We start from the raw sequence: 19,257 nt of genomic DNA on the forward strand, positions 1-19,257 counted from the left end.
AGGTTGTTAGCAAAGTCGAGCGATTTTGTTATTTGTTTCCCTTATAAAGAGCCGTAACCTTTTGTGTTCGAGCTTTTAAAGGCGCTTTTTAGAAAGGAAATACCATGCTCAACAAAACAAGAATTAAAGTCCGAGGCTATCATCTAGATCTTTTTCAACATGTTAATAACGCCCGTTACCTAGAATTCATTGAAGAAGGCCGTTGGGCTTTTTTTGATGAATTTTTCGATCAAGAAGACTGGATGCAGCAGGACTTTGTGTGGCCTGTGGTGAATATCAACATCAACTTCAAGTCCGAAGCCAACTTTGGCGATCTGCTCGAAGTTCAGACTCGATACACTAAAATCGGCAACCGCAGCATTACCATGAAGCAAACCATCATAAACGTGAAAAACAATGACCTTGTTGTAGAAGCGGATGTTACTTATGTGTGCTTTTCCAAGGCCGCAAAAGCCGCAATTCCTTTTCCGGATGATTTACGTGAAAAAGTACAACAGTCCATCACTAGCAATTTATAACGCATAAAAAAGGAGGCAAAATGCCTCCCTTTGTTGTACACCTTCCGGATGCTGTTACCAGTCCAGTGTGACTTTCAATCCTGTTTCCAGTGATTTCTGTGCGGCATCTGCAAGCATTTGCGCACGACGCCCATCTTCGAAACTTGGAGATACAGGTTTCTTCGCTAGAACGTTTTCAATAAAGGCCGTTAGCTGCAAGTTATAAGCATCCACATAACGATCAATAAAGAAGTTATAAAGTGGATCTTTTACTTGCGTCGTATCTTTGGTGAAACGCGTTACAGAGGTTGGCGTTTGGTTATTGGAAATCACCATGCCTTCTGAGCCAAACGCTTCCACTCGTTGGTCATAACCGTAAATCGCGCGACGCGAGCCGTTAATGTGAATCAAGCGTCCAGATTGGCTTTTCATAATCAGCATGACGCTGTCTACATCGCCAATTTCGGTGATCTTTTCATCTACCATAGCACCGCCGAAAGCTTGCAGCTCAACAATCTCTTCGCCCAAAACAAAACGCGCCATATCGAAATCATGAATAATCATGTCGCGGAAAATACCACCGGATGACTTAAGGTACTCCACTGGCGCCATACCAGGATCACGGCTGGTAATGATGACCTGCTCTAACTTGCCAATACTTCCGTCTTGCGCCGCTTTTGCTATTGCCGCATGACTTGGATCATAACGGCGATTAAAACCAATTTGGATCGGCACGTGACAATCTTTAATTTCTTCTAAGCAAGCGTTTACCGTAGCTGTATCCAAATCAATTGGCTTTTCACAAAGAATGGCTTTGCCTGCTTTGGCGGCTTTAATGATAAGATCAACATGGGTATCAGTGCTGGTTGCAATTAATACTGCATCAACATCTGGGTCTGCCAGCGCCTCATCCACACTAGAAACAACTTTTGCCCCCGTTGCATTTGCTACCGCTTCTGCCGCTGGCGCATAGACATCAAATACATACTTTAAATTAGATTGAGCAAACGCCTGAATATTTTGGGCGTGCATTTTTCCGATTCGACCCGCTCCAAACAAAGCAAAATTCAACATGATAATTCCTTAGTGTTATTTTTTATACAAGAAGACTACTGCTCTCATAACGTCGCAACAGTTATTAAGGTTTAGAGCTGTTTATCTCGTTCAATTATCCATTCATGATCCGGATCATTATGGAAAATCCAGTTACGACTTGGTCCTGCCATAACATTCAGGTAGTAGGATTGGTAACCATGAGGCACACCAACTGGATGATAACCTTCTGGCACCATGACGAGATCACCGTCTTCCACAGCCATGGTTTCATCAATGCTGCGATCATCGGTGTAAACTCTCTGAAAGGCAAAACCTTGAGGCGGGTCGATCTTATGGTAATAGGTTTCTTCTAATTGGGTTTCCGCAGGCGCCGCATCAGTATCGTGCTTGTGAGGTGGATAGCTCGACCAGCCGCCACTTGGCGTAATCACTTCACACACCAATAAACTGTCAGCGGGTTCATTGCCAAACAAAATATTGCACACATGACGCGTATTACTCGCTACACCACGAGTTTCATATTGGCATTGCTCGGGTGTTATCAACCTAGCTTGAAAACCGCCCTTACCTGGCGCCTTACAAAATGCCACTTCCACATCGGTAAGGGCGGTAATGCGAATTTCATCTTGGGCTGGGGAATAGACAGAATAAGGGGCTTTTTGATCGAACACACTCATGCGATCACCAATATTTTCCCACTCTTCACTTTTGGTACTTGCATTCGCTTTACCAGAAAGAATCACGGCACATACTTCATCAGTTCCAGTTTGAATCTGTACCGATTCACCGGCTTTAACTTGATGCGCTTCAAAACCTACATAGCGCCAATTCGCACTTTGTGGTGTGACATGTTGCGTCAATGTTGTGCCGTCCAGAGAGCGTTTCTTACTTAGCAAGTGTGACATACAAACCTCAATCGTTATTATTGTATCGTGAGCATTTCAAGCCAATGAAAACATTAGTATCTTGAATCATATTGCTCTACTTCAACCCATGTTCCTTTTTCGTGGGACTCAACCACACAGTCCAGAATAATATTGACCTGTGTTGCCGCTCTAAAATCTGGCCACAAGGGTGCGTCATGCACAACACCTTGGAATAAGTCCCGAATTTCAACGGCCTTCATATCATTGAAACCCAACCCATGCCCAGCTGATACACAAAATGCTTGGTAATCTGGGTGCTCTGGGCCTATCAGAATACGTTTAAAGCCTTGTGTCTGTGGATTTCCTTCGGCGACATACAAAGACAACTCAGATAAGGTTTCTTGATCGAAAACTAAGCTCCCTTTGGTGCCTGTTATTTCAAATGACAAACCATTTTTTTCGTCCCCAAGCAATGCGTGATGCCTCTAATGTACCTTGAGCACCGTTGGCAAAACGCACCATCATATGAGCTTGATCGTCGTTTTCAACCTCACCAACACCCGTATTCGAATCATCCGAGTTTTGAGCCAAAGGACGATGCTGATGCACCACTTTCAGATCCGCACACAGTGACGTGATAGGCGCCACCAGATGTGTCGCCAATTGAACAAGATGAGAAGCTAAATCGTTCAGCGCTCCAGTTCCAGCGAACTGCTTTTGCAAACGCCAACTAAAAGGTAAATTAGCATCGGCAAGATAATCTTCATTAAACACACCACGAAAATGCACTACGTCGCCAATATCACCTCGAGCGATCAATTGCTTAGCAAATTGCATGGTTGGGTTCTTAACGTAATTAAAACCTACCAGTGTCTTCACTCCTGCTCGTTCTGCGGCTTCTGTCATTTCTTTCGCATCGCTAGCATTGAGTGCTAATGGCTTTTCACTGTAGACAGATTTGCCTGCGCTGATTGCAGCCAATGCAATTTCTTTATGTAAAAAATTTGGCGCGCAGATATCGACAACATCAATGTCAGGATCATTAATTAAGCTCTTCCAATCCCCTGTTGATCGGCTAAACCCTAGCTCAAGTGCTTTGCTTTGCGCTAATTCAGGTGTTGCATCTGCCAACATGTCACATTGAAGTAAGTTCTGTGGGATAGCAAATGCCGCCATTGCGTTCCGATAGGCAATAGCATGAGCTTTCCCCATGTAGCCTGAACCAACCAAGCCAACCCGCATTTTTTTATTGTCATTATCCTGCCTCATATTTTTCATGCACTAACGCCGCTAAACTCAAAGCGCTTTGCCTTATAATAAGTATGGTTTTCTATTTTGTTCTAATAATAAGACATAATAGAATATATGTTTCATTATTTTCAATAGATTAATGATGTTTTTTTCTGATAGGCGCAAACATGTGCAGAGAAGAAGATGACAGAGATTGAAGGGAATAAAATAAAACAATATAAAACAATACTTTATATAAATTAGATATGGGGTAAAAATAACGACAAGACATAGAATATACATTCCAATAGGTTAAGCTTTAGACCCTAGGCCACGCCTTAGCACCCAATATAAGTAACTGACAATCGCAAGGTTAAACAACAAAATAGACACATTAATCACATTGAGCTGATGATAAAGAGCATAAATTTCAAAAGGGATGTAAAGAGAACCGCTAATAAAGGCAAACCATTCCGTCCAACGTAACCTATGCCATAATCCAAAGGCCATCACGAAGCGAAAAGAAGCGTACATCAATGCAATAACCACGACTAAAATAAGGTTGTTTTGCATCAGTTTTTCAACAAATAACAACACAGTGCGAATATGGTGAAGTGAAAAAGAAAGTGGCCCAAGATTGACGTCTTGCTGCACGATAGTATGGAGGTCTTCTCCTGTTAATAAGATCACACTGGCGGCCACCAGCAGAGCCAAAACGCCCTTTACACCTTCTAAAACAGCAATCGCATGCAAACCTTCATACTTCATAAACGCCACTTCAGCTAAAAGAAACAGCATAAACAACACAGATGACAGAAAAGTGATGGTGTATTTGCGCTAATGGACGATAGGAAGCTCACAAAAAAGGCAAGTTAAGCGAATGCTCAACTTGCCTTTTTTAATACGAATTAAAAGCGTTAGACTTTAAATTTGTCCAACGATTTGGCTTGTTCAACCGTGATATCCACCATGGTTTCACACAACACAGATTGACCTTGCGCTTCATCCGAAACCGATTGGCTAATATCGCGAATGTTCGTGGTATTACGGTTAATTTCATTGGATGTGGCGCTCTGCTCTTCGGCAGCCGCTGCGATCTGAATCGTCATTTCATTAATTTCAATGATGCTTAAACGAATCGCTTCAAGGGATTTTTTCGCTTGATCAGCAATACGCTGTGTTCCATTGGCGTTTTCACGGCTTTCAAGAATTGCTTTTTCAGCCCCTCTTACTCCCGTTTGAAGCTGCTGAATCATCTTGCTGATTTGCTCTGTGGACTCCTGTGTCTTAGACGCCAAGGTTCTCACTTCGTCCGCCACCACAGCAAAACCACGCCCCTGCTCACCGGCTCGCGCGGCTTCAATCGCAGCGTTAAGCGCCAGCAAGTTCGTCTGATCGGCAATGTCAGTGATGACTGTCAAAATCGATTCAATGTTATCGCTGTAACCTACCAAATCATTAATCGTGGTGACGACGTCACCCATTTGATCCGTCAGCTGCGCAATCGATGTAGTGGTTCGGTCGACAATTTGCTCACCTTCTTTCGCCGCCACATCGGCCTGATGCGCTCTGCTCGCAGCCGTTTGAGCATTGTCCGCTACATCATGTGCGGTTGCAGACATCTCGTGCATGGCTGTGGCCAATTGATCCAATTCACTCAGTTGCGTATACAGCTGTTTTGAAGAAACAACCGAAGACGCCGCCGTTTTGTCGGTGTTATCACGAATATGTTTAGATTGCGACTTCACTTCACTGATCAGTTTCTGAAGATAATCAATAAACTGATTAAATTCACCAGACACATGCCCAAATTCATCGTTAGTGGTAATTTCAAGACGCTTCGTTAAATCACCTTCACCACCATTAATCTCTTTTAAGGATTCATGTAATGCGCGAAGTGGCAATAACAAATGCGTCACAACAAAGAACAGCACAATCGACACCAACAAAGCCGCAATCAATGTACCAATAAATGCTACCCAACCAAATTCGCGAGTACTAGCAAACAGTTTGTCTTCATTTAACACCACACCAATGTACCAATCAGCGCCGTATAAATCGGTTAATGGGCTAAATGACACATACACGGAAGTTCCGTCCATTAATTGTCTTTGAACCAGGTCGGTGCTTAACGCAGGCACACCACCTTGGAACAAATTCGATACCGATTTACCGTTCAAATCAGCATTAGGATGACTGATGATTTTTCCGGCTTTGTTTAATAAAAACGCATAGCCGGTATTATTAAAATTCAAAGCGTTAACCGCATCAGATACCGTTTTAAGGCTTAAATCACCACCAAACGCACCTTTAAAAACACCATGGTCAGAGAAATCAGCAATAACAGAAATTAAGATATCGCCTTCTGTCGAAACATAGGGTTCGGTCAAAGCCGCTTGCTTGTGTTTTTTCCCTAAATCATACCAAGGACGCTTACGCGCATCCCAACCTGGTGGATTCCAGTTAGGGTCATTGGTAAAACGAGGCCCACCCGTTTCCAGACCACCAAACAACAGGATAAATTCTTTCTTATAGATAGGAAGGTCAAACGCTTTTTGAATGGTATCGGCATTAAAATCTGAATCCACTTTTTGCGAGATAACTTCAATAAGATCCATCTTATTTTTTAACCAGTTATTAACCTGTAAAGCCAGTGCTTTACTGCTTTCTTGAGTACTGGTCGTTGTTTTTTCAAACAGCGCATTTCTAACACCGCTGTATTGCAACCACGAATAAACGGAGAATGCAAAAACAACCACAATAGACGCGCACAAGATGACCTTATGGGATACCTTCATTATTTAATGACCCTTTTGAGGAGTTGATAATACCACTACAAAAATAGCACAAATTTCATACTGCAAGCGCTTTTGTCAGTAAGACAATAAGTTTTTGTAATTTTTGGTAAATTTATATTAACTCATCCTAAAGTGCCACTTTTTAACGGGTATTTTTCCTCACAAAGCCACTTATTATCCTATTTTCTTTATCCGTCATCAGATAGCTGAAAATAACGCCTTCCAAATTGTCATCAAGTTCCATTTAAATCATTCAAATCACAGATCGCATGCAATATTTTATATTGGCCATTAAAAAACCCCGCACTCCTTTCGGAAGCGGGGTTGGGTGTTGGTAACACTAGGAGATTAAGCGAGATCGAAACGATCCAGCTCCATTACTTTGGTCCATGCTGCAATAAAGTCTTTCACAAAACGTTCTTGTGAATCAGAGCAAGCATACACCTCTGCAATAGCGCGAAGTTGAGAATTCGAACCAAATACGAGATCCGCACGGGTGGCTGTCCATTTGATTTTACCCGTTGTACGATCACGACCTTGGAATACGTTTTCCTCTTCAGACGTCGCAAACCATTTTGTTCCCATGTCCAATAAATTTACAAAAAAGTCATTGGTCAAGGTCTCCGGCTGCGTCGTTAAAACACCGTCTTGAGATTGGTCTACATTGGCATTCAATACTCGCAAACCACCTAACAAGACCGTCATTTCTGGTGCTGACAGTGTTAATAGCTGCGCTCTGTCTACCAGCATCTCTTCTGACGACACCGTATATTTACCTTTTAGATAGTTACGGAAACCATCTGCCGCTGGCTCAAGAAACGCAAAAGACTCTACGTCTGTTTGTTCTTGAGACGCATCGGTACGACCGGCCGTAAATGGCACCGTTACGTTCTGCCCAGCGGCTTTTGCAGCTTGCTCAACACCCACTGAACCACCCAGAACAATCAAGTCAGCAAGGGACACCTGCTTCGCAGAATGTGCACTATTAAATTCCGCTTGGATTCCCTCTAAAACCACCAATACCTTAGCAAGCTGCTCAGGCTGATTCACGGCCCAATCTTTCTGTGGAGCCAAACGAATACGCGCCCCGTTTGCACCACCACGCATGTCCGAACCGCGGTATGTGGATGCCGATGCCCACGCGGTAGAAACAAGCTGCGCTACCCTCAAACCAGATCCTTGGATCTTCGCTTTCAAATCAATAATGTCTTGATCATCAATGGTTTCGTAGTTAGCAACAGGAACAGGGTCTTGCCATACCAACTCTTCTTGTGGCACCAAAGGCCCAAGATAGCGAGCCACAGGCCCCATGTCACGGTGGGTCAATTTGTACCAAGCACGAGCAAAAGCGTCCGCTAGTTGGTCAGGGTTCTCGTAAAAACGTCTAGAGATCAGCGCGTAAATTGGATCATCACGCAATGCCAAATCCGATGTAAACATGATTGGGGCATGACGTTTTGATGCATCGTGTGCGTCTGGAACCGAATCCGCAGCCGCGTCCTCTTTAGGAACCCACTGCCAAGCGCCTGCAGGACTCTTAGTTAATTCCCAATCGTATTCAAACAAGTTTTCAAAGTAACCGTTGTCCCAAGCAATGGGGCGCTTCGTCCACGCACCTTCAAGACCACTGGAAATCGTATCGGCACCGTTACCGGTACCTTGGCTATTGCTCCAACCAAAACCTTGCTCTGCAATACCTGCTGCTTCTGGGTCTGCGCCAACTTGAGCCGCATCACCAGCACCATGGGCTTTACCAAAGGTGTGACCGCCTGCAATCAACGCCACCGTCTCTTCATCGTTCATCGCCATACGGCCGAAAGTATCACGAATGTCACGGGCAGAAGCCAATGTATCAGGCTTGCCATCCGGTCCTTCTGGGTTCACATAAATCAAGCCCATTTGAACCGCAGCCAATGGGTTTTCAAGATCACGGTCGCCGCTGTAGCGATTGTCGTCCAACCATGTGGTTTCTGTTCCCCAATAAATGTCTTCCTCTGGCTGCCACACATCCGCACGACCACCTGCAAAACCAAAGGTTTTAAACCCCATGGATTCTAATGCGCAGTTACCCGTTAAGATCATCAAGTCAGCCCATGAAATTTTACGACCATATTTTTGCTTGATTGGCCAAAGCAAGCGACGAGCCTTGTCCAAGTTAACGTTATCAGGCCAGCTGTTCAGTGGCGCAAAACGCTGAGTGCCTGACGTCGCACCGCCACGTCCGTCCGCAGTACGATATGTCCCCGCGCTGTGCCACGCCATACGAATAAAAAACGGTCCGTAATGACCGTAATCCGCTGGCCACCAATCTTGTGAGTCTGTCATTAAGGCATACAAGTCTTTACGAAGCGCTTCAAGGTCTAATGATTTAAATTCTTCAGCGTAATCAAACTCTTCGCCCATTGGATTTGATTTTGGGGAATGTTGGTGAAGAATGTTTAAGTTCAACTGGTTTGGCCACCAGTCTTTATTTGCTGTTCCACGACCCGATGATTGATTCGCACCAACGGCACCGTGATTAAAAGGACACTTACCTTCGTTAGACATAACCTTTTCTCCTGTTCATTGTGTAGAACGTCTTATTCTTGAGTAGCTATAGTTATAAACTTAAATAAGTTATCCAACCAATAAATAAAAACTAATAAGACAATAGACAAAGATTGAAAAGCAGAACGTAAACTGCCTACTAAAGGTAGAAACTTCATTTTGAAATTACAAGCTAAGCGCAAAATGAAAAGGGTCGACGTCACGTTTGGCGACCGCGCCTCCAGGCACAACCAAGGTGGCGAGACACACCAGTCGTGTTATAAATAACAGAACTTTGTCCAGTTTATTATGATGTGAGAATGCTATGCTGATCATCAATGCCCGTTTACGCCAACGCCCAGAACTGTTTTCTATCCATATTGACCAAGGCCAGTTCAGTAAAATTGACCTTCAACAAGGCACATTATCGGCATCAGAAGAAACCATTGATGCGGCAGGAAACCTAGTCTGTGCGCCTTTTGTCGAACCACACATTCATCTTGATGCTGCCCTAACTGCGGGCGAGCCAGAATGGAACCATAGCGGCACTCTTTTCGAAGGCATCGAACGCTGGAGGCAACGCAAACCGATGCTGAACGAAGCCGACATACGACGTCGAGCATTATCGACCATAGAGCTGCTTGTACAAAATGGCGTACAAGCGATTCGTACTCATGCAGACACAACCGACCCAACTTTAATTGGTGTTCGAACATTGTGCGCGCTTCGCGATGAACTGAAAGACAAGATCGACTTGCAAGTAGTGGCCTTCCCCCAAGATGGCATGCTGTCCTATCCAAATGGCGTAAAGTTGATGGAAGAAGCCCTAGAAATAGGTGCCGATGTCGTTGGCGGGATTCCCCACTTTGAATACACCCGCGAACTGGGTGAGAAATCCGTCAAGCTAATCATCGAACTCGCCAAGAAATACGACCGTTTGATTGATGTGCATTGTGATGAAATCGATGATCCAAATTCTCGCTTCCTAGAATTCTTAGCTTGTGAAGCCCTATTCCATGATATGGGCTCGAAAGTCACCGCAAGCCATACAACCGCCATGCATTCTTATGACAACGCTTATTGTTCAAAGCTGTTTCGATTATTAAAAAACTCCGGCATTAACTTCATATCTTGTCCGACCGAAAGCATTCATTTACAAGGACGTTTTGATACCTACCCGAAACGCCGCGGTGTCACCAGAGTCAAAGAGCTACGAGCCGCCGACATCAATGTTTGCTTAGGGCAAGATTCCATCTTCGATCCTTGGTACTCACTGGGTAACGGCAAACTGCTGCGCACACTCGATTTTGCTATGCACATTTGCCAAATGATGGGCTATCAAGATTACGCCCGTGCCTTGGATATGATCACAGACAACAGTGCGAAAACGCTGTGTTTGAAGGGTTATGGTATAGAAGTCGGTAATCCAGCCAACTTTATATTACTAGAGGGGCATGATGACTACAGTGTTTTGCGTAAACAAGGTGAAGTATTACTCTCGGTTCGACATGGCAACATCATTATGGAACGTGCGCCTTCTCGAGTATTGACTCCATCTTGGGTCGCACAAATCACAGAATAACCTATCGGCTCTGGCTTTATTGATCTCCTCATAAAACCAGAGCCCATCCAAAAACGATTTCTGTCTAAAATTTAACCTTTATTTTTTGCGCTAATAAACATCCTTTCCTAAACTTTCATTAACGAAAAAAATGATAAAGGATTACACATGCGCACCCACTCCATTCGTATCAAGATGATGCTCCCCATCATCTTTCTCTCGGTTATTTTGATCTCCTTGTTTGTTTTCATGATGCTTATGAGCAGCATTCAAAAAAACAACATGAGGCAACAAGCAGAGCATTATTTTGAAGCCATTTCAGAAGTGCTAAATGCGGATAGAGACATTTATCAAGCGAGACTGGCTCAGGAAAAAATGCTGGATGGCGAAGGCCCAAAAAATGAAAACGAAGCCGATTTTCGGGATAATGCGCAGCAGGTGTTCGATCGCTTTCAACTCTATCGGCAGTATTTAGAAGAGGAGCCAGAAGACCTGTTGTCACCGTTTGAGTCCTTTAACACACTTTATAATGATTGGCTCACATCCAGCGAAAGCCTTATCTCCACATCAAAAGGCAGCACTCAGTTTTCCGCCACGATGATAAATCTAGACGCTAAATTCCAAGTAATTCGCAACATGCTCGACGAAGCGGGAGAACAGCTACGAACGCACACACACAACACCAAAGACCAGATTCGTTCCGCAGAAGAGCTAAATAGCTACGTTGAGGCGATTACAGAAGTACTCAATGCCGACAGGGATTTGTATCAAGCTCGCTTAGCCCAACAAAAAATCATAAACGGTGTGGGCAATAGCAGTGAAAACAAAGAAGACTTCAACCTAAACGCTGCCCAAGCCCTTGACCGATTTCGAGCATACCGAGGCAACTTAATAAACAACCCCGAACTTACAAAACCCTACAGCAAATTTGATGTGCTTTTTAATGAATGGTTTGAAGAAAGTCTTGCCCATTTAAACTCTCCTGAAGCTCAAATATCGAATAAACTTCCCCAAGAAATAATCAACGCGGATGAAAAGTTTGCAGCCATTCGAGCCATGTTGGATAAAGCCGGAGAAACGGTCAGAAACCATTCCCGAGAAATAGAGAGCAAGACCAAAGAAAATATTGCTCGTAACCAAGAAATTGCCATGATAGTCACCGCCATAGCCTTTGTGATTGCCTTAATCTTTGGCTATATCATACCGCTAAAAATCACCAAAAATGTGGAAAGTATGGCGTTGCGCATTCGTGAAATTGCCGAAGGAGACGGTGATTTAACACAACGAATTAACTCAACGTCCAAAGACGAGCTTGGGGATCTCGCGAAAGAATTTGATGGGTTCGTAGAACAACTGCGCTCCATCATTAGCAATATACACAAGCAATCTTCCGCGCTCGGCAGCATGACAACGGAATTAAAAAGCGCGTCGGACACCACCAACAATATCACCCACGCCTTGGTCAATGCTTCAACGTCGATGATCAGTGCTGGACAAGAAATGAACGTAGCCAACCAGCAAATGGCAGAAGTGGCGAAGGACACAGAAACAGAAGCAACCACTTCGAGCCAGCTCACCGCTCAGGGAATCCAAGCGGTGAATACGTCTCACAAAGCCATCTCCAGTTTAATTAATGACATTGAGGAATCATTAAAACGAGCAGATCAGCTCGAAAAAAGTTCAGAGAGCATCTCCTCGGTGCTTGAAGTCATTAGAAACATAGCAGAGCAAACCAACTTGCTGGCATTAAACGCCGCCATAGAAGCCGCACGAGCAGGTGAACAAGGTCGCGGTTTTGCGGTTGTTGCAGACGAAGTAAGAACCCTCGCAACGCGAACCCAAAACAGCACAGATGAAATCGAAACTATCATAGATCAACTTAAAATGAACGTTAAAGAGTCCTCAATTTCAACCCAGAACAGCCGAAACAACGCCGATAATACCGCCTCTAATTTCGACAACGTCATTAGCATCTTTGATGCGCTTAATGCGTCATTTGAAAAGGTACAGCAAATGGCCTCTAAAACAGCCCATGCAACGCTTGAGCAAGCCGCATTATCCGATGGAATCAATCAAAGTCTTGTCTTACTAAAAGAACAAACTGATGGCGTGAAAGAAGTGTCGAGCTTAATCAATGAGCAGTCCTCTCAAATTACCGAGCTGTATAAAACCCTTAACCATGAAGTGGGCAATTTTAAAGTCTAGCCCGAGAGGAATCTTAGGTAAGAAGACGTTATCGAAAACAACCGAATTAACGCGTTGAATATGCGTTAATTCGGTTTGCATTTTATACCTTGATCACCAAATTTTGTGGACTTCCTTTAGCAAACGCTACGACGTTTTCAAACGCAATATTAAAGTAAAGCTCATAGCTTGCGGCTTCTACATAACCGATATGTGGCGTACAAAGCACGTTTGGCAGAGACAACAAAGGCTCATTATTGGCATTCGCAGGCTCAACCTCATACACATCGACAGCAGCCCGTTTGGTTGGGTTAGTCAACATCTCATGATACAAAGCACCACTCTCGATAAGCTCTGCCCGACTGGTGTTTACTAGCACAGAATCCGGTTTCATTAACGCCAGATCCGCTTGTGTCACGATCGCTTTAGTGGCGTCATTGAGCCGCAAGTGTAATGACACCACATCAGCACGTTGAAAAAATTCTGCCTTAGACTGAGCCGCACTAAAGCCATGCTCTTGCGCCAGCGCTCTAGAGTGTTCACTTCCCCAAACCAGCACCTGCATGCCGAAAACGTCGGCGTATTGCGCAATGCGTTGACCAATTTTTCCGTAACCCCAAATCCCTAAAACCGATCCGTTTAACACGCGACCAAGTCCAAGCATTCCAGATTGCTGCCAATGCCCCTGCGAGAATTGAGTCACGTATTCGGGAATATGACGGCTGGCCGACATAATCAAACCCCAGCATAATTCAGAAGGCGCTACTGGTGAACCGACACCTTCCGCTACCGCCACTCCGTATTGGTGACATAACTTGGCATCAATATGATTACTGATTTTTCCCGTTTGGCTAATGAGCTTTAAATTCGGTAAGTTCGCCAGCAGCTCTTCAGTAATCACGGTACGTTCGCGTATTAAAACCAACGCGTCGAAATCCAACAGGTTCTCTACTACATCTTTCGTACTCGTAAACGTTTCGTTGAACACATGCACATCGTACCCTTGCAACATTGAAAAGCACGCAAGGTCTTTCACACTGTTTTGGTAATCGTCCAATACCGCTATTTTCACGTCATTGCCCTCGCTGATTCATAGACCATCGTTTGTTGAATACCCTTCATCATCAATCAAGATAATACAAAACACCAGAGCAAAAAAAGCCCCGCACAAGGCGGGGCTAAAGACAGAGATCAATTTTGCTGTTCTAAAGCAAGGAGGCACACAACTTCATGCGCTTAATTTTCAATAACGGTTACACCCGTTCAAAAACGGTAGCAATGCCTTGTCCCATACCAATACACATGGTTGCTAAGCCAAGGGTCGCGTCTTTTTCACGCATCACATTCAGCAACGTGGCCGAAATACGCGTACCAGAACAACCCAATGGATGGCCAAGGGCAATTGCACCACCGTTCAAATTCACCTTGTCATCGACCAAATCCAATAAACCAAGGTCTTTTAATACTGGAATAGATTGCGCAGCAAAGGCTTCGTTAAGTTCAACAATCTCAATATCATCAATGGTCAAACCAGCACGTTTAAGCGCTTTCTTGGTGGCTGGCACAGGGCCATATCCCATAATGGCCGGATCACAACCCGCCACAGCCATGCTTCGGACTTTGGCAATGGGCGTTAAACCCAACTCTTGCGCTTTCTTCGCAGACATCATCAACATAGCCGATGCGCCGTCAGACAAAGCAGAAGACGTTCCAGCCGTTACCGTACCGACTTTCGGCATAAACACCGGTGCTAAACTGGCAAGCGACTCCATCGATGTTTCTGGGCGAATGACTTCGTCCACTTCCACTAAGATCTTATTACCTTCCGCATCGTGGCCTTCAATGGATACGATTTCGTTATTGAAGCGACCTTGTAACGTCGCTTCATGAGCAAGCCGGTGCGAGCGTACGGCAAACGCGTCTTGCGCTTCACGGCTGACGCCATGCATTTTGCCCAGCATTTCTGCAGTGACCCCCATCATCATGGACGCTTTCGCCATGTGTTTCGACAACGCTGGGTTAACGTCCACACCGTGCATCATATTCACATGCCCCATGTGCTCAACACCGCCCACAACAAACACATCACCCTGACCCGTCATGATCGCTTGTGCTGCCGTATGAATGGCTGACATAGACGAACCACAAAGGCGGTTCACCGTTTGTGCCGCTGTGGTAATTGGCAAACCAGCCAATAGAGACACAGCACGCGCCATGTTAAAGCCTTGCTCTAGGGTTTGGTTAACACAGCCCCAGATCAAATCTTCCACGTCTTTTTGGTCTACATTTGGGTTGCGTTTAAACAGGGCTTTCACCAACGCTGCGGATAAGTTTTCTGCTCGTACATTTCGAAATACGCCGTTTTTCGTTTTTCCCATTGGGGAGCGAACAGCGTCGATAATCACGACATCATTTGGATTCAGTTTCATGGAAATTCTCCTCTAGCCTATGGGAAATTATGCGCCGTAATAAGTGTCATTGTTCTTCGCCATTTCACGCATTTTCGCGGTTGGCTCGTACAACTTACCTAAGTGGCTGTATTTGTCTGCAAGGTCACAAAACGCCTGCAGTCCCATTTGGTCTAGGTAGTGCAATGCACCGCCAAGGTATGGAGGGAAACCAATACCATATATCAAGCCCATATCAGCTTCGGCCGCGGTTGCTACTATGTTGCCTTCCAAGCAGCGCACAGTCTCGATGCACAATGGAATCATCATACGGGCAACAATATCGTCTTCGGTCAATTCAGACTGCGACGTCACTACAGGAGCGAGTAGCTCGTTAATTTCTTCGTTGAAAACTTTCTTCGGCTTGCCTTTACGATCTGGCGTATAAGTGTAGAAACCTTTGCCATTTTTCTGACCGAAACGTTCTAGTTCGAACAAACGGTCAACGGCATTAGTGCCTTCGTGTTTCATACGGTCAGGGAAACCTTCCGCCATCACTTGGTCTGCATGATAAGCCGTATCAATACCCACTACATCGAGCAAGTACGCAGGGCCCATTGGCCAACCGAATTTTTCCATGGTTTTGTCCACCACTTGGAAATCGGCACCTTCTTGCATCATCAAAGAGAAGCCCGCGAAGTAAGGGAACAATACGCGGTTTACAAGAAAACCTGGGCAGTCATTCACCACCACTGGCGTTTTGCCCATGGCTTGCGCGTAAGCAACGGTTTTTGCGATCGCTGCGTCGCTGGTTTTTTCGCCGCGGATAACTTCGACCAATGGCATACGATGCACAGGATTAAAGAAGTGCATACCACAGAAATTTTCTGGACGTTTTAGATCTTTTGCCAATTCTGTAATGGAAATAGTCGACGTGTTCGATGTCAAAATAGCGTCATCCGCGATTTTAGTTTCCACTTCAGCCAGTACGGATTTTTTGATTTTGACGTTTTCGACAACCGCTTCAACCACCAGATCAACGTGTTCAAATTCGCCATAGCTCAATGCGGGAACAATCGCATTCATCGCTTTAAACGCTTTTTCTGCGGTGAGACGTCCACGCTCTACTTGGCCGTTGAAAAGCTTATTCGCTTCACTCAAACCCAATTGCAAAGCGTCAGGGCGAATGTCTTTCATGATAATCGGCGTGCCTTTTGACGCAGACTGGTAGGCAACACCGCCGCCCATAATACCCGCACCCAATACTGCAGCTTGTTTTACAGGTATTGCGTTTTTCGCGTACTTGCCTGCGGTTTTCTTAATCTGCTGATCGCTCAAGAATAGGTTAACCAGTGATTTCGCTACAGGACCTTTTGCCAGTTTTACAAAGCCTTTGATTTCAGTATCTAGGGCTTTTTCCATGTCTTGACTGATGCCTTTTTCAATCGTCTTGATCGCGGCCATTGGCGCTGGGTAATGTTTCCCCGCTTTGGCGCCAACCACACCACGAACCGATTCAAATACCATCATTTTTTCAATGGGAGTGAACTCCATCGGCGCACGCAACTCATCACGACGAGCATGATAATCAAGCTTGCCATCCAGCACTTGCTGAATCAAATGACGAGCCGAAGCATTCACCTTATCCGCAGCGACAACCGCATCGACAGCGCCATCTTTAAACGCGTCTTCACTGCGTTTTTGCGCACCACCACAGATCCATTCACACGCATTGTCTGCACCAATCAGACGAGGCAAACGCACTGTACCACCCCAGCCAGGGTAAATGCCTAACTGCGTTTCTGGTAAGCCGATCTTCGCAGTAGTCGCCATGACGCGATAGTCGCAAGCCAAGGCCAATTCCATGCCGCCACCCAACGCAATCCCATTAATCGCCGCCACCGTTGGGCAACATAGGTTGGAAATATCGTTGAAAATATTGTGTGCATGACGAAGTTTATCGGTTAAATCCTCTTCTTCGAGTTTAAACCAAGAGGTAAATTCCGTAATGTCTGCGCCGACTACAAACACGTCTTTCGCGCTGGCAAAAATAACGCCTTGCAAATCGTCAATGTGTTTTAAGGCATTAACGGCTTCGGCCAATTCATTCAAGGTTAGACTGTTGAATTTATTAACCGATTCACCGACCAAATCCAGAGTGACGGTTGCCACGCCGGCATCATCGGCTGCAACCTTGATTGCTTGTCCTTCGAAAATCATGCTGGTCTCCAATTATTTTTATTATGATGACAATGGCTCAATCACACATTGTCATCTGGTATTTGTAATCTGTTGGTATTCTTTATAAGCCAATCGAAATGGGCTCAAAAAATCACAGGCTTTTTTCCAACTCAGGCACAGCATCGAATAAATCCGCTACCAAACCATAATCGGCTACTTGGAAAATAGGCGCGTCTTCATCTTTATTTATGGCGACAATCACTTTGGAATCTTTCATGCCCGCCAAATGCTGAATCGCACCAGAAATACCGACAGCGATGTACAAATCCGGCGCCACCGTTTTACCCGTTTGACCAACCTGCAAATCGTTCGGCACAAAGCCCGCGTCCACCGCGGCACGAGATGCGCCAATGGCTGCACCCAGTTTGTCGGCAACACCTTCTAGCAATTTGAAATTATCGCCATTACCCATTCCGCGACCACCAGAAATAATCACACTGGCCGCCGTTAATTCAGGACGATCCGATTCAGCCAATTGCTCTTTCACAAAACGGCTGCGATCAGAGGTAATGACTTGAGAAAGCACTTGTCGTTCTGCACTTCCTCCCGTGCTCGCCGCCGCATCAAACCCAGTGGTACGAATCGTCAATACTTTTACTGCATCGGTGGTTTTTACCGTGGCAATCGCATTCCCCGCATAGATTGGGCGTACAAACGTGTCAGCGGATTCCACTTTGATCACATCGGACAATTGCGCCACGTTCAATAACGCCGCGACACGTGGCAAGGTGTTCTTACCTGTGGTGGTCGCAGGCGCTAAAATATGGCCGTAGCCCGCTGCGACATCCACCACCAATTTAGACACATTTTCTGCCAACTGATGTTCGTAAGCGGCATTATCGGCGACCAAGACTTTGGTAACACCTGAAACTTGAGCGGCTTGCTCAACCACGGTTTGGCATTCAAAGCCAACCACTAAAACATGCACATCCGCATCGATTTGAGTTGCGGCTGTCACAGTGTTCAGTGTCGCAGGCTTTAAAGATTTGTTGTCGTGTTCTGCAATGATTAAAACGCTCATGACACCACCTTCGCTTCATTTTTAAGTTTGTCGACCAGCTCAGTCACAGAGCCTACTTTAATGCCGCCTGCGCGTTGCGGCGGTGGAGTAACAGAAACAAGGCTGACATTCGAGCCAACTTCCACACCGAGATCGGCAGGTGTTTTTACGTCCAAAGGTTTTTTCTTCGCTTTCATGATGTTTGGCAACGACGCAAAGCGCGGTTCATTCAAACGCAAATCCGTCGTCACAACCGCTGGCAATGTAATTGCCAAGGTTTGTAGGCCACCATCGATTTCACGAGTAACTTGGGCTTCACCATTTTCAATCAAGACTTCAGACGCAAAAGTGGCTTGCGGGTAATCCAACAAGGCAGCCACCATTTGGCCAGTCTGGTTATTATCTGAGTCGATTGCTTGCTTACCCATAATTACCAGGTCAGCGGCTTCATCTTGCGCGACTTTGGCGATCAGTTTGGCCACGGATAAAGAATCCAATCCGTCTTCTGCTTCCACCTGAATCGCACGATCCGCACCCAAGGCCAGCGCAGTACGCAGCGTTTCTTGACACGCTTTAGAGCCAATTGAAACAGCAACCACTTCGGTGGCGATGCCTTTTTCTTTTAATCGTATGGCTTCTTCTACAGCAATTTCACAAAAAGGGTTCATGGACATTTTGACATTGGTAAGATCGACCGCTGAGTGGTCGGCTTTGACGCGAACTTTGACGTTGTAGTCTATGACTCGCTTGACAGATACTAAGATTTTCATAAGCCCCTCGTATTTATTATTAAATCCTGTTTTATACATTCAGCCTGCTGTTAATGAATTGGCTGAACTCTCGCAGACAGTCCTTATCAATAGCACTCTTTACTTACCCTCTATAGTAGTTTGGGAACGATTTTCATCAAT

Annotated in this window: 15 protein-coding genes; 3 read left to right on the top strand and 12 right to left on the bottom strand. The window is 45.2% G+C overall.

Annotation, left to right across the window (positions count from 1 at the left end):
* The first annotated feature begins 104 nt into the window (after window positions 1-104).
* Window positions 105-518: an acyl-CoA thioesterase gene (locus tag N5P32_RS01990; protein WP_265727527.1), complete on the top strand. Its 414-nt coding sequence runs from the start codon at window positions 105-107 to the stop codon at window positions 516-518.
* Between the two features lie 54 nt (window positions 519-572).
* On the opposite strand, the gene iolG is transcribed toward N5P32_RS01990, so the two are convergent.
* The 7 genes from iolG to katG all read right to left on the bottom strand — a co-directional run bounded on the left by iolG (window position 573) and on the right by katG (window position 8,994).
* Window positions 573-1,571, bottom strand: coding sequence for an inositol 2-dehydrogenase (gene iolG / locus N5P32_RS01995; protein ID WP_265727528.1), 999 nt, complete (start codon window positions 1,569-1,571; stop codon window positions 573-575).
* Between the two features lie 71 nt (window positions 1,572-1,642).
* On the bottom strand, window positions 1,643-2,458 hold the full coding sequence (iolB, locus tag N5P32_RS02000; RefSeq protein ID WP_265727529.1) for a 5-deoxy-glucuronate isomerase: 816 nt from the start codon (window positions 2,456-2,458) through the stop codon (window positions 1,643-1,645).
* Between the two features lie 53 nt (window positions 2,459-2,511).
* Window positions 2,512-2,868: a Gfo/Idh/MocA family oxidoreductase gene (locus N5P32_RS17900; RefSeq protein ID WP_322783807.1), complete on the bottom strand. Its 357-nt coding sequence runs from the start codon at window positions 2,866-2,868 to the stop codon at window positions 2,512-2,514.
* Window positions 2,858-3,697: a Gfo/Idh/MocA family protein gene (locus N5P32_RS02005; protein ID WP_322783808.1), complete on the bottom strand. Its 840-nt coding sequence runs from the start codon at window positions 3,695-3,697 to the stop codon at window positions 2,858-2,860. The genes N5P32_RS17900 and N5P32_RS02005 overlap by 11 nt, the downstream gene beginning before the upstream one ends.
* Window positions 3,698-3,961: 264 nt before the next feature.
* On the bottom strand, window positions 3,962-4,447 hold the full coding sequence (locus N5P32_RS02010; RefSeq protein ID WP_265727530.1) for a DUF2127 domain-containing protein: 486 nt from the start codon (window positions 4,445-4,447) through the stop codon (window positions 3,962-3,964).
* A gap of 119 nt (window positions 4,448-4,566) precedes the next feature.
* Window positions 4,567-6,447: a methyl-accepting chemotaxis protein gene (locus N5P32_RS02015; protein ID WP_265727531.1), complete on the bottom strand. Its 1,881-nt coding sequence runs from the start codon at window positions 6,445-6,447 to the stop codon at window positions 4,567-4,569.
* Between the two features lie 348 nt (window positions 6,448-6,795).
* Window positions 6,796-8,994 carry a catalase/peroxidase HPI gene (katG, locus tag N5P32_RS02020; protein ID WP_265727532.1) on the bottom strand — a complete coding sequence of 733 codons (2,199 nt, stop codon included), beginning with the start codon at window positions 8,992-8,994 and terminating at the stop codon, window positions 6,796-6,798.
* A gap of 304 nt (window positions 8,995-9,298) precedes the next feature.
* Here katG and codA point away from each other — a divergent pair, with 304 nt between their 5' ends.
* A complete protein-coding gene (codA, locus tag N5P32_RS02025; RefSeq protein WP_265727533.1) occupies window positions 9,299-10,555 on the top strand; it encodes a cytosine deaminase in 1,257 nt (418 codons plus the stop codon).
* A gap of 147 nt (window positions 10,556-10,702) precedes the next feature.
* The gene (locus N5P32_RS02030; protein WP_265727534.1) at window positions 10,703-12,739 is read left to right on the top strand and encodes a methyl-accepting chemotaxis protein; all 2,037 of its coding nucleotides are present in this window, start codon (window positions 10,703-10,705) and stop codon (window positions 12,737-12,739) included.
* A gap of 82 nt (window positions 12,740-12,821) precedes the next feature.
* Here N5P32_RS02030 and N5P32_RS02035 read toward each other — a convergent pair whose 3' ends face one another.
* From N5P32_RS02035 to N5P32_RS02055, 5 genes are all read right to left on the bottom strand, one after another.
* Window positions 12,822-13,790: a D-2-hydroxyacid dehydrogenase family protein gene (locus N5P32_RS02035; protein ID WP_265727535.1), complete on the bottom strand. Its 969-nt coding sequence runs from the start codon at window positions 13,788-13,790 to the stop codon at window positions 12,822-12,824.
* Between the two features lie 181 nt (window positions 13,791-13,971).
* A complete protein-coding gene (gene fadA / locus N5P32_RS02040) occupies window positions 13,972-15,147 on the bottom strand; it encodes an acetyl-CoA C-acyltransferase FadA (RefSeq protein ID WP_265727536.1) in 1,176 nt (391 codons plus the stop codon).
* 27 nt (window positions 15,148-15,174) lie between these two features.
* Window positions 15,175-17,325, bottom strand: a complete 2,151-nt coding sequence (gene fadB / locus N5P32_RS02045) for a fatty acid oxidation complex subunit alpha FadB (RefSeq protein ID WP_265727537.1) — start codon at window positions 17,323-17,325, stop codon at window positions 15,175-15,177.
* Between the two features lie 112 nt (window positions 17,326-17,437).
* On the bottom strand, window positions 17,438-18,367 hold the full coding sequence (locus tag N5P32_RS02050) for an electron transfer flavoprotein subunit alpha/FixB family protein (RefSeq protein WP_265727538.1): 930 nt from the start codon (window positions 18,365-18,367) through the stop codon (window positions 17,438-17,440).
* Complete coding sequence (locus N5P32_RS02055; RefSeq protein ID WP_265727539.1) at window positions 18,364-19,116, bottom strand: electron transfer flavoprotein subunit beta/FixA family protein; 753 nt, start codon at window positions 19,114-19,116, stop codon at window positions 18,364-18,366. Before N5P32_RS02055 ends, N5P32_RS02050 begins: the two co-directional genes overlap by 4 nt.
* Window positions 19,117-19,257: the final 141 nt, after the last annotated feature.

It is taken from the genome of Marinomonas pontica, assembly GCF_026191375.1.
GTDB lineage: Bacteria > Pseudomonadota > Gammaproteobacteria > Pseudomonadales > Marinomonadaceae > Marinomonas > Marinomonas pontica.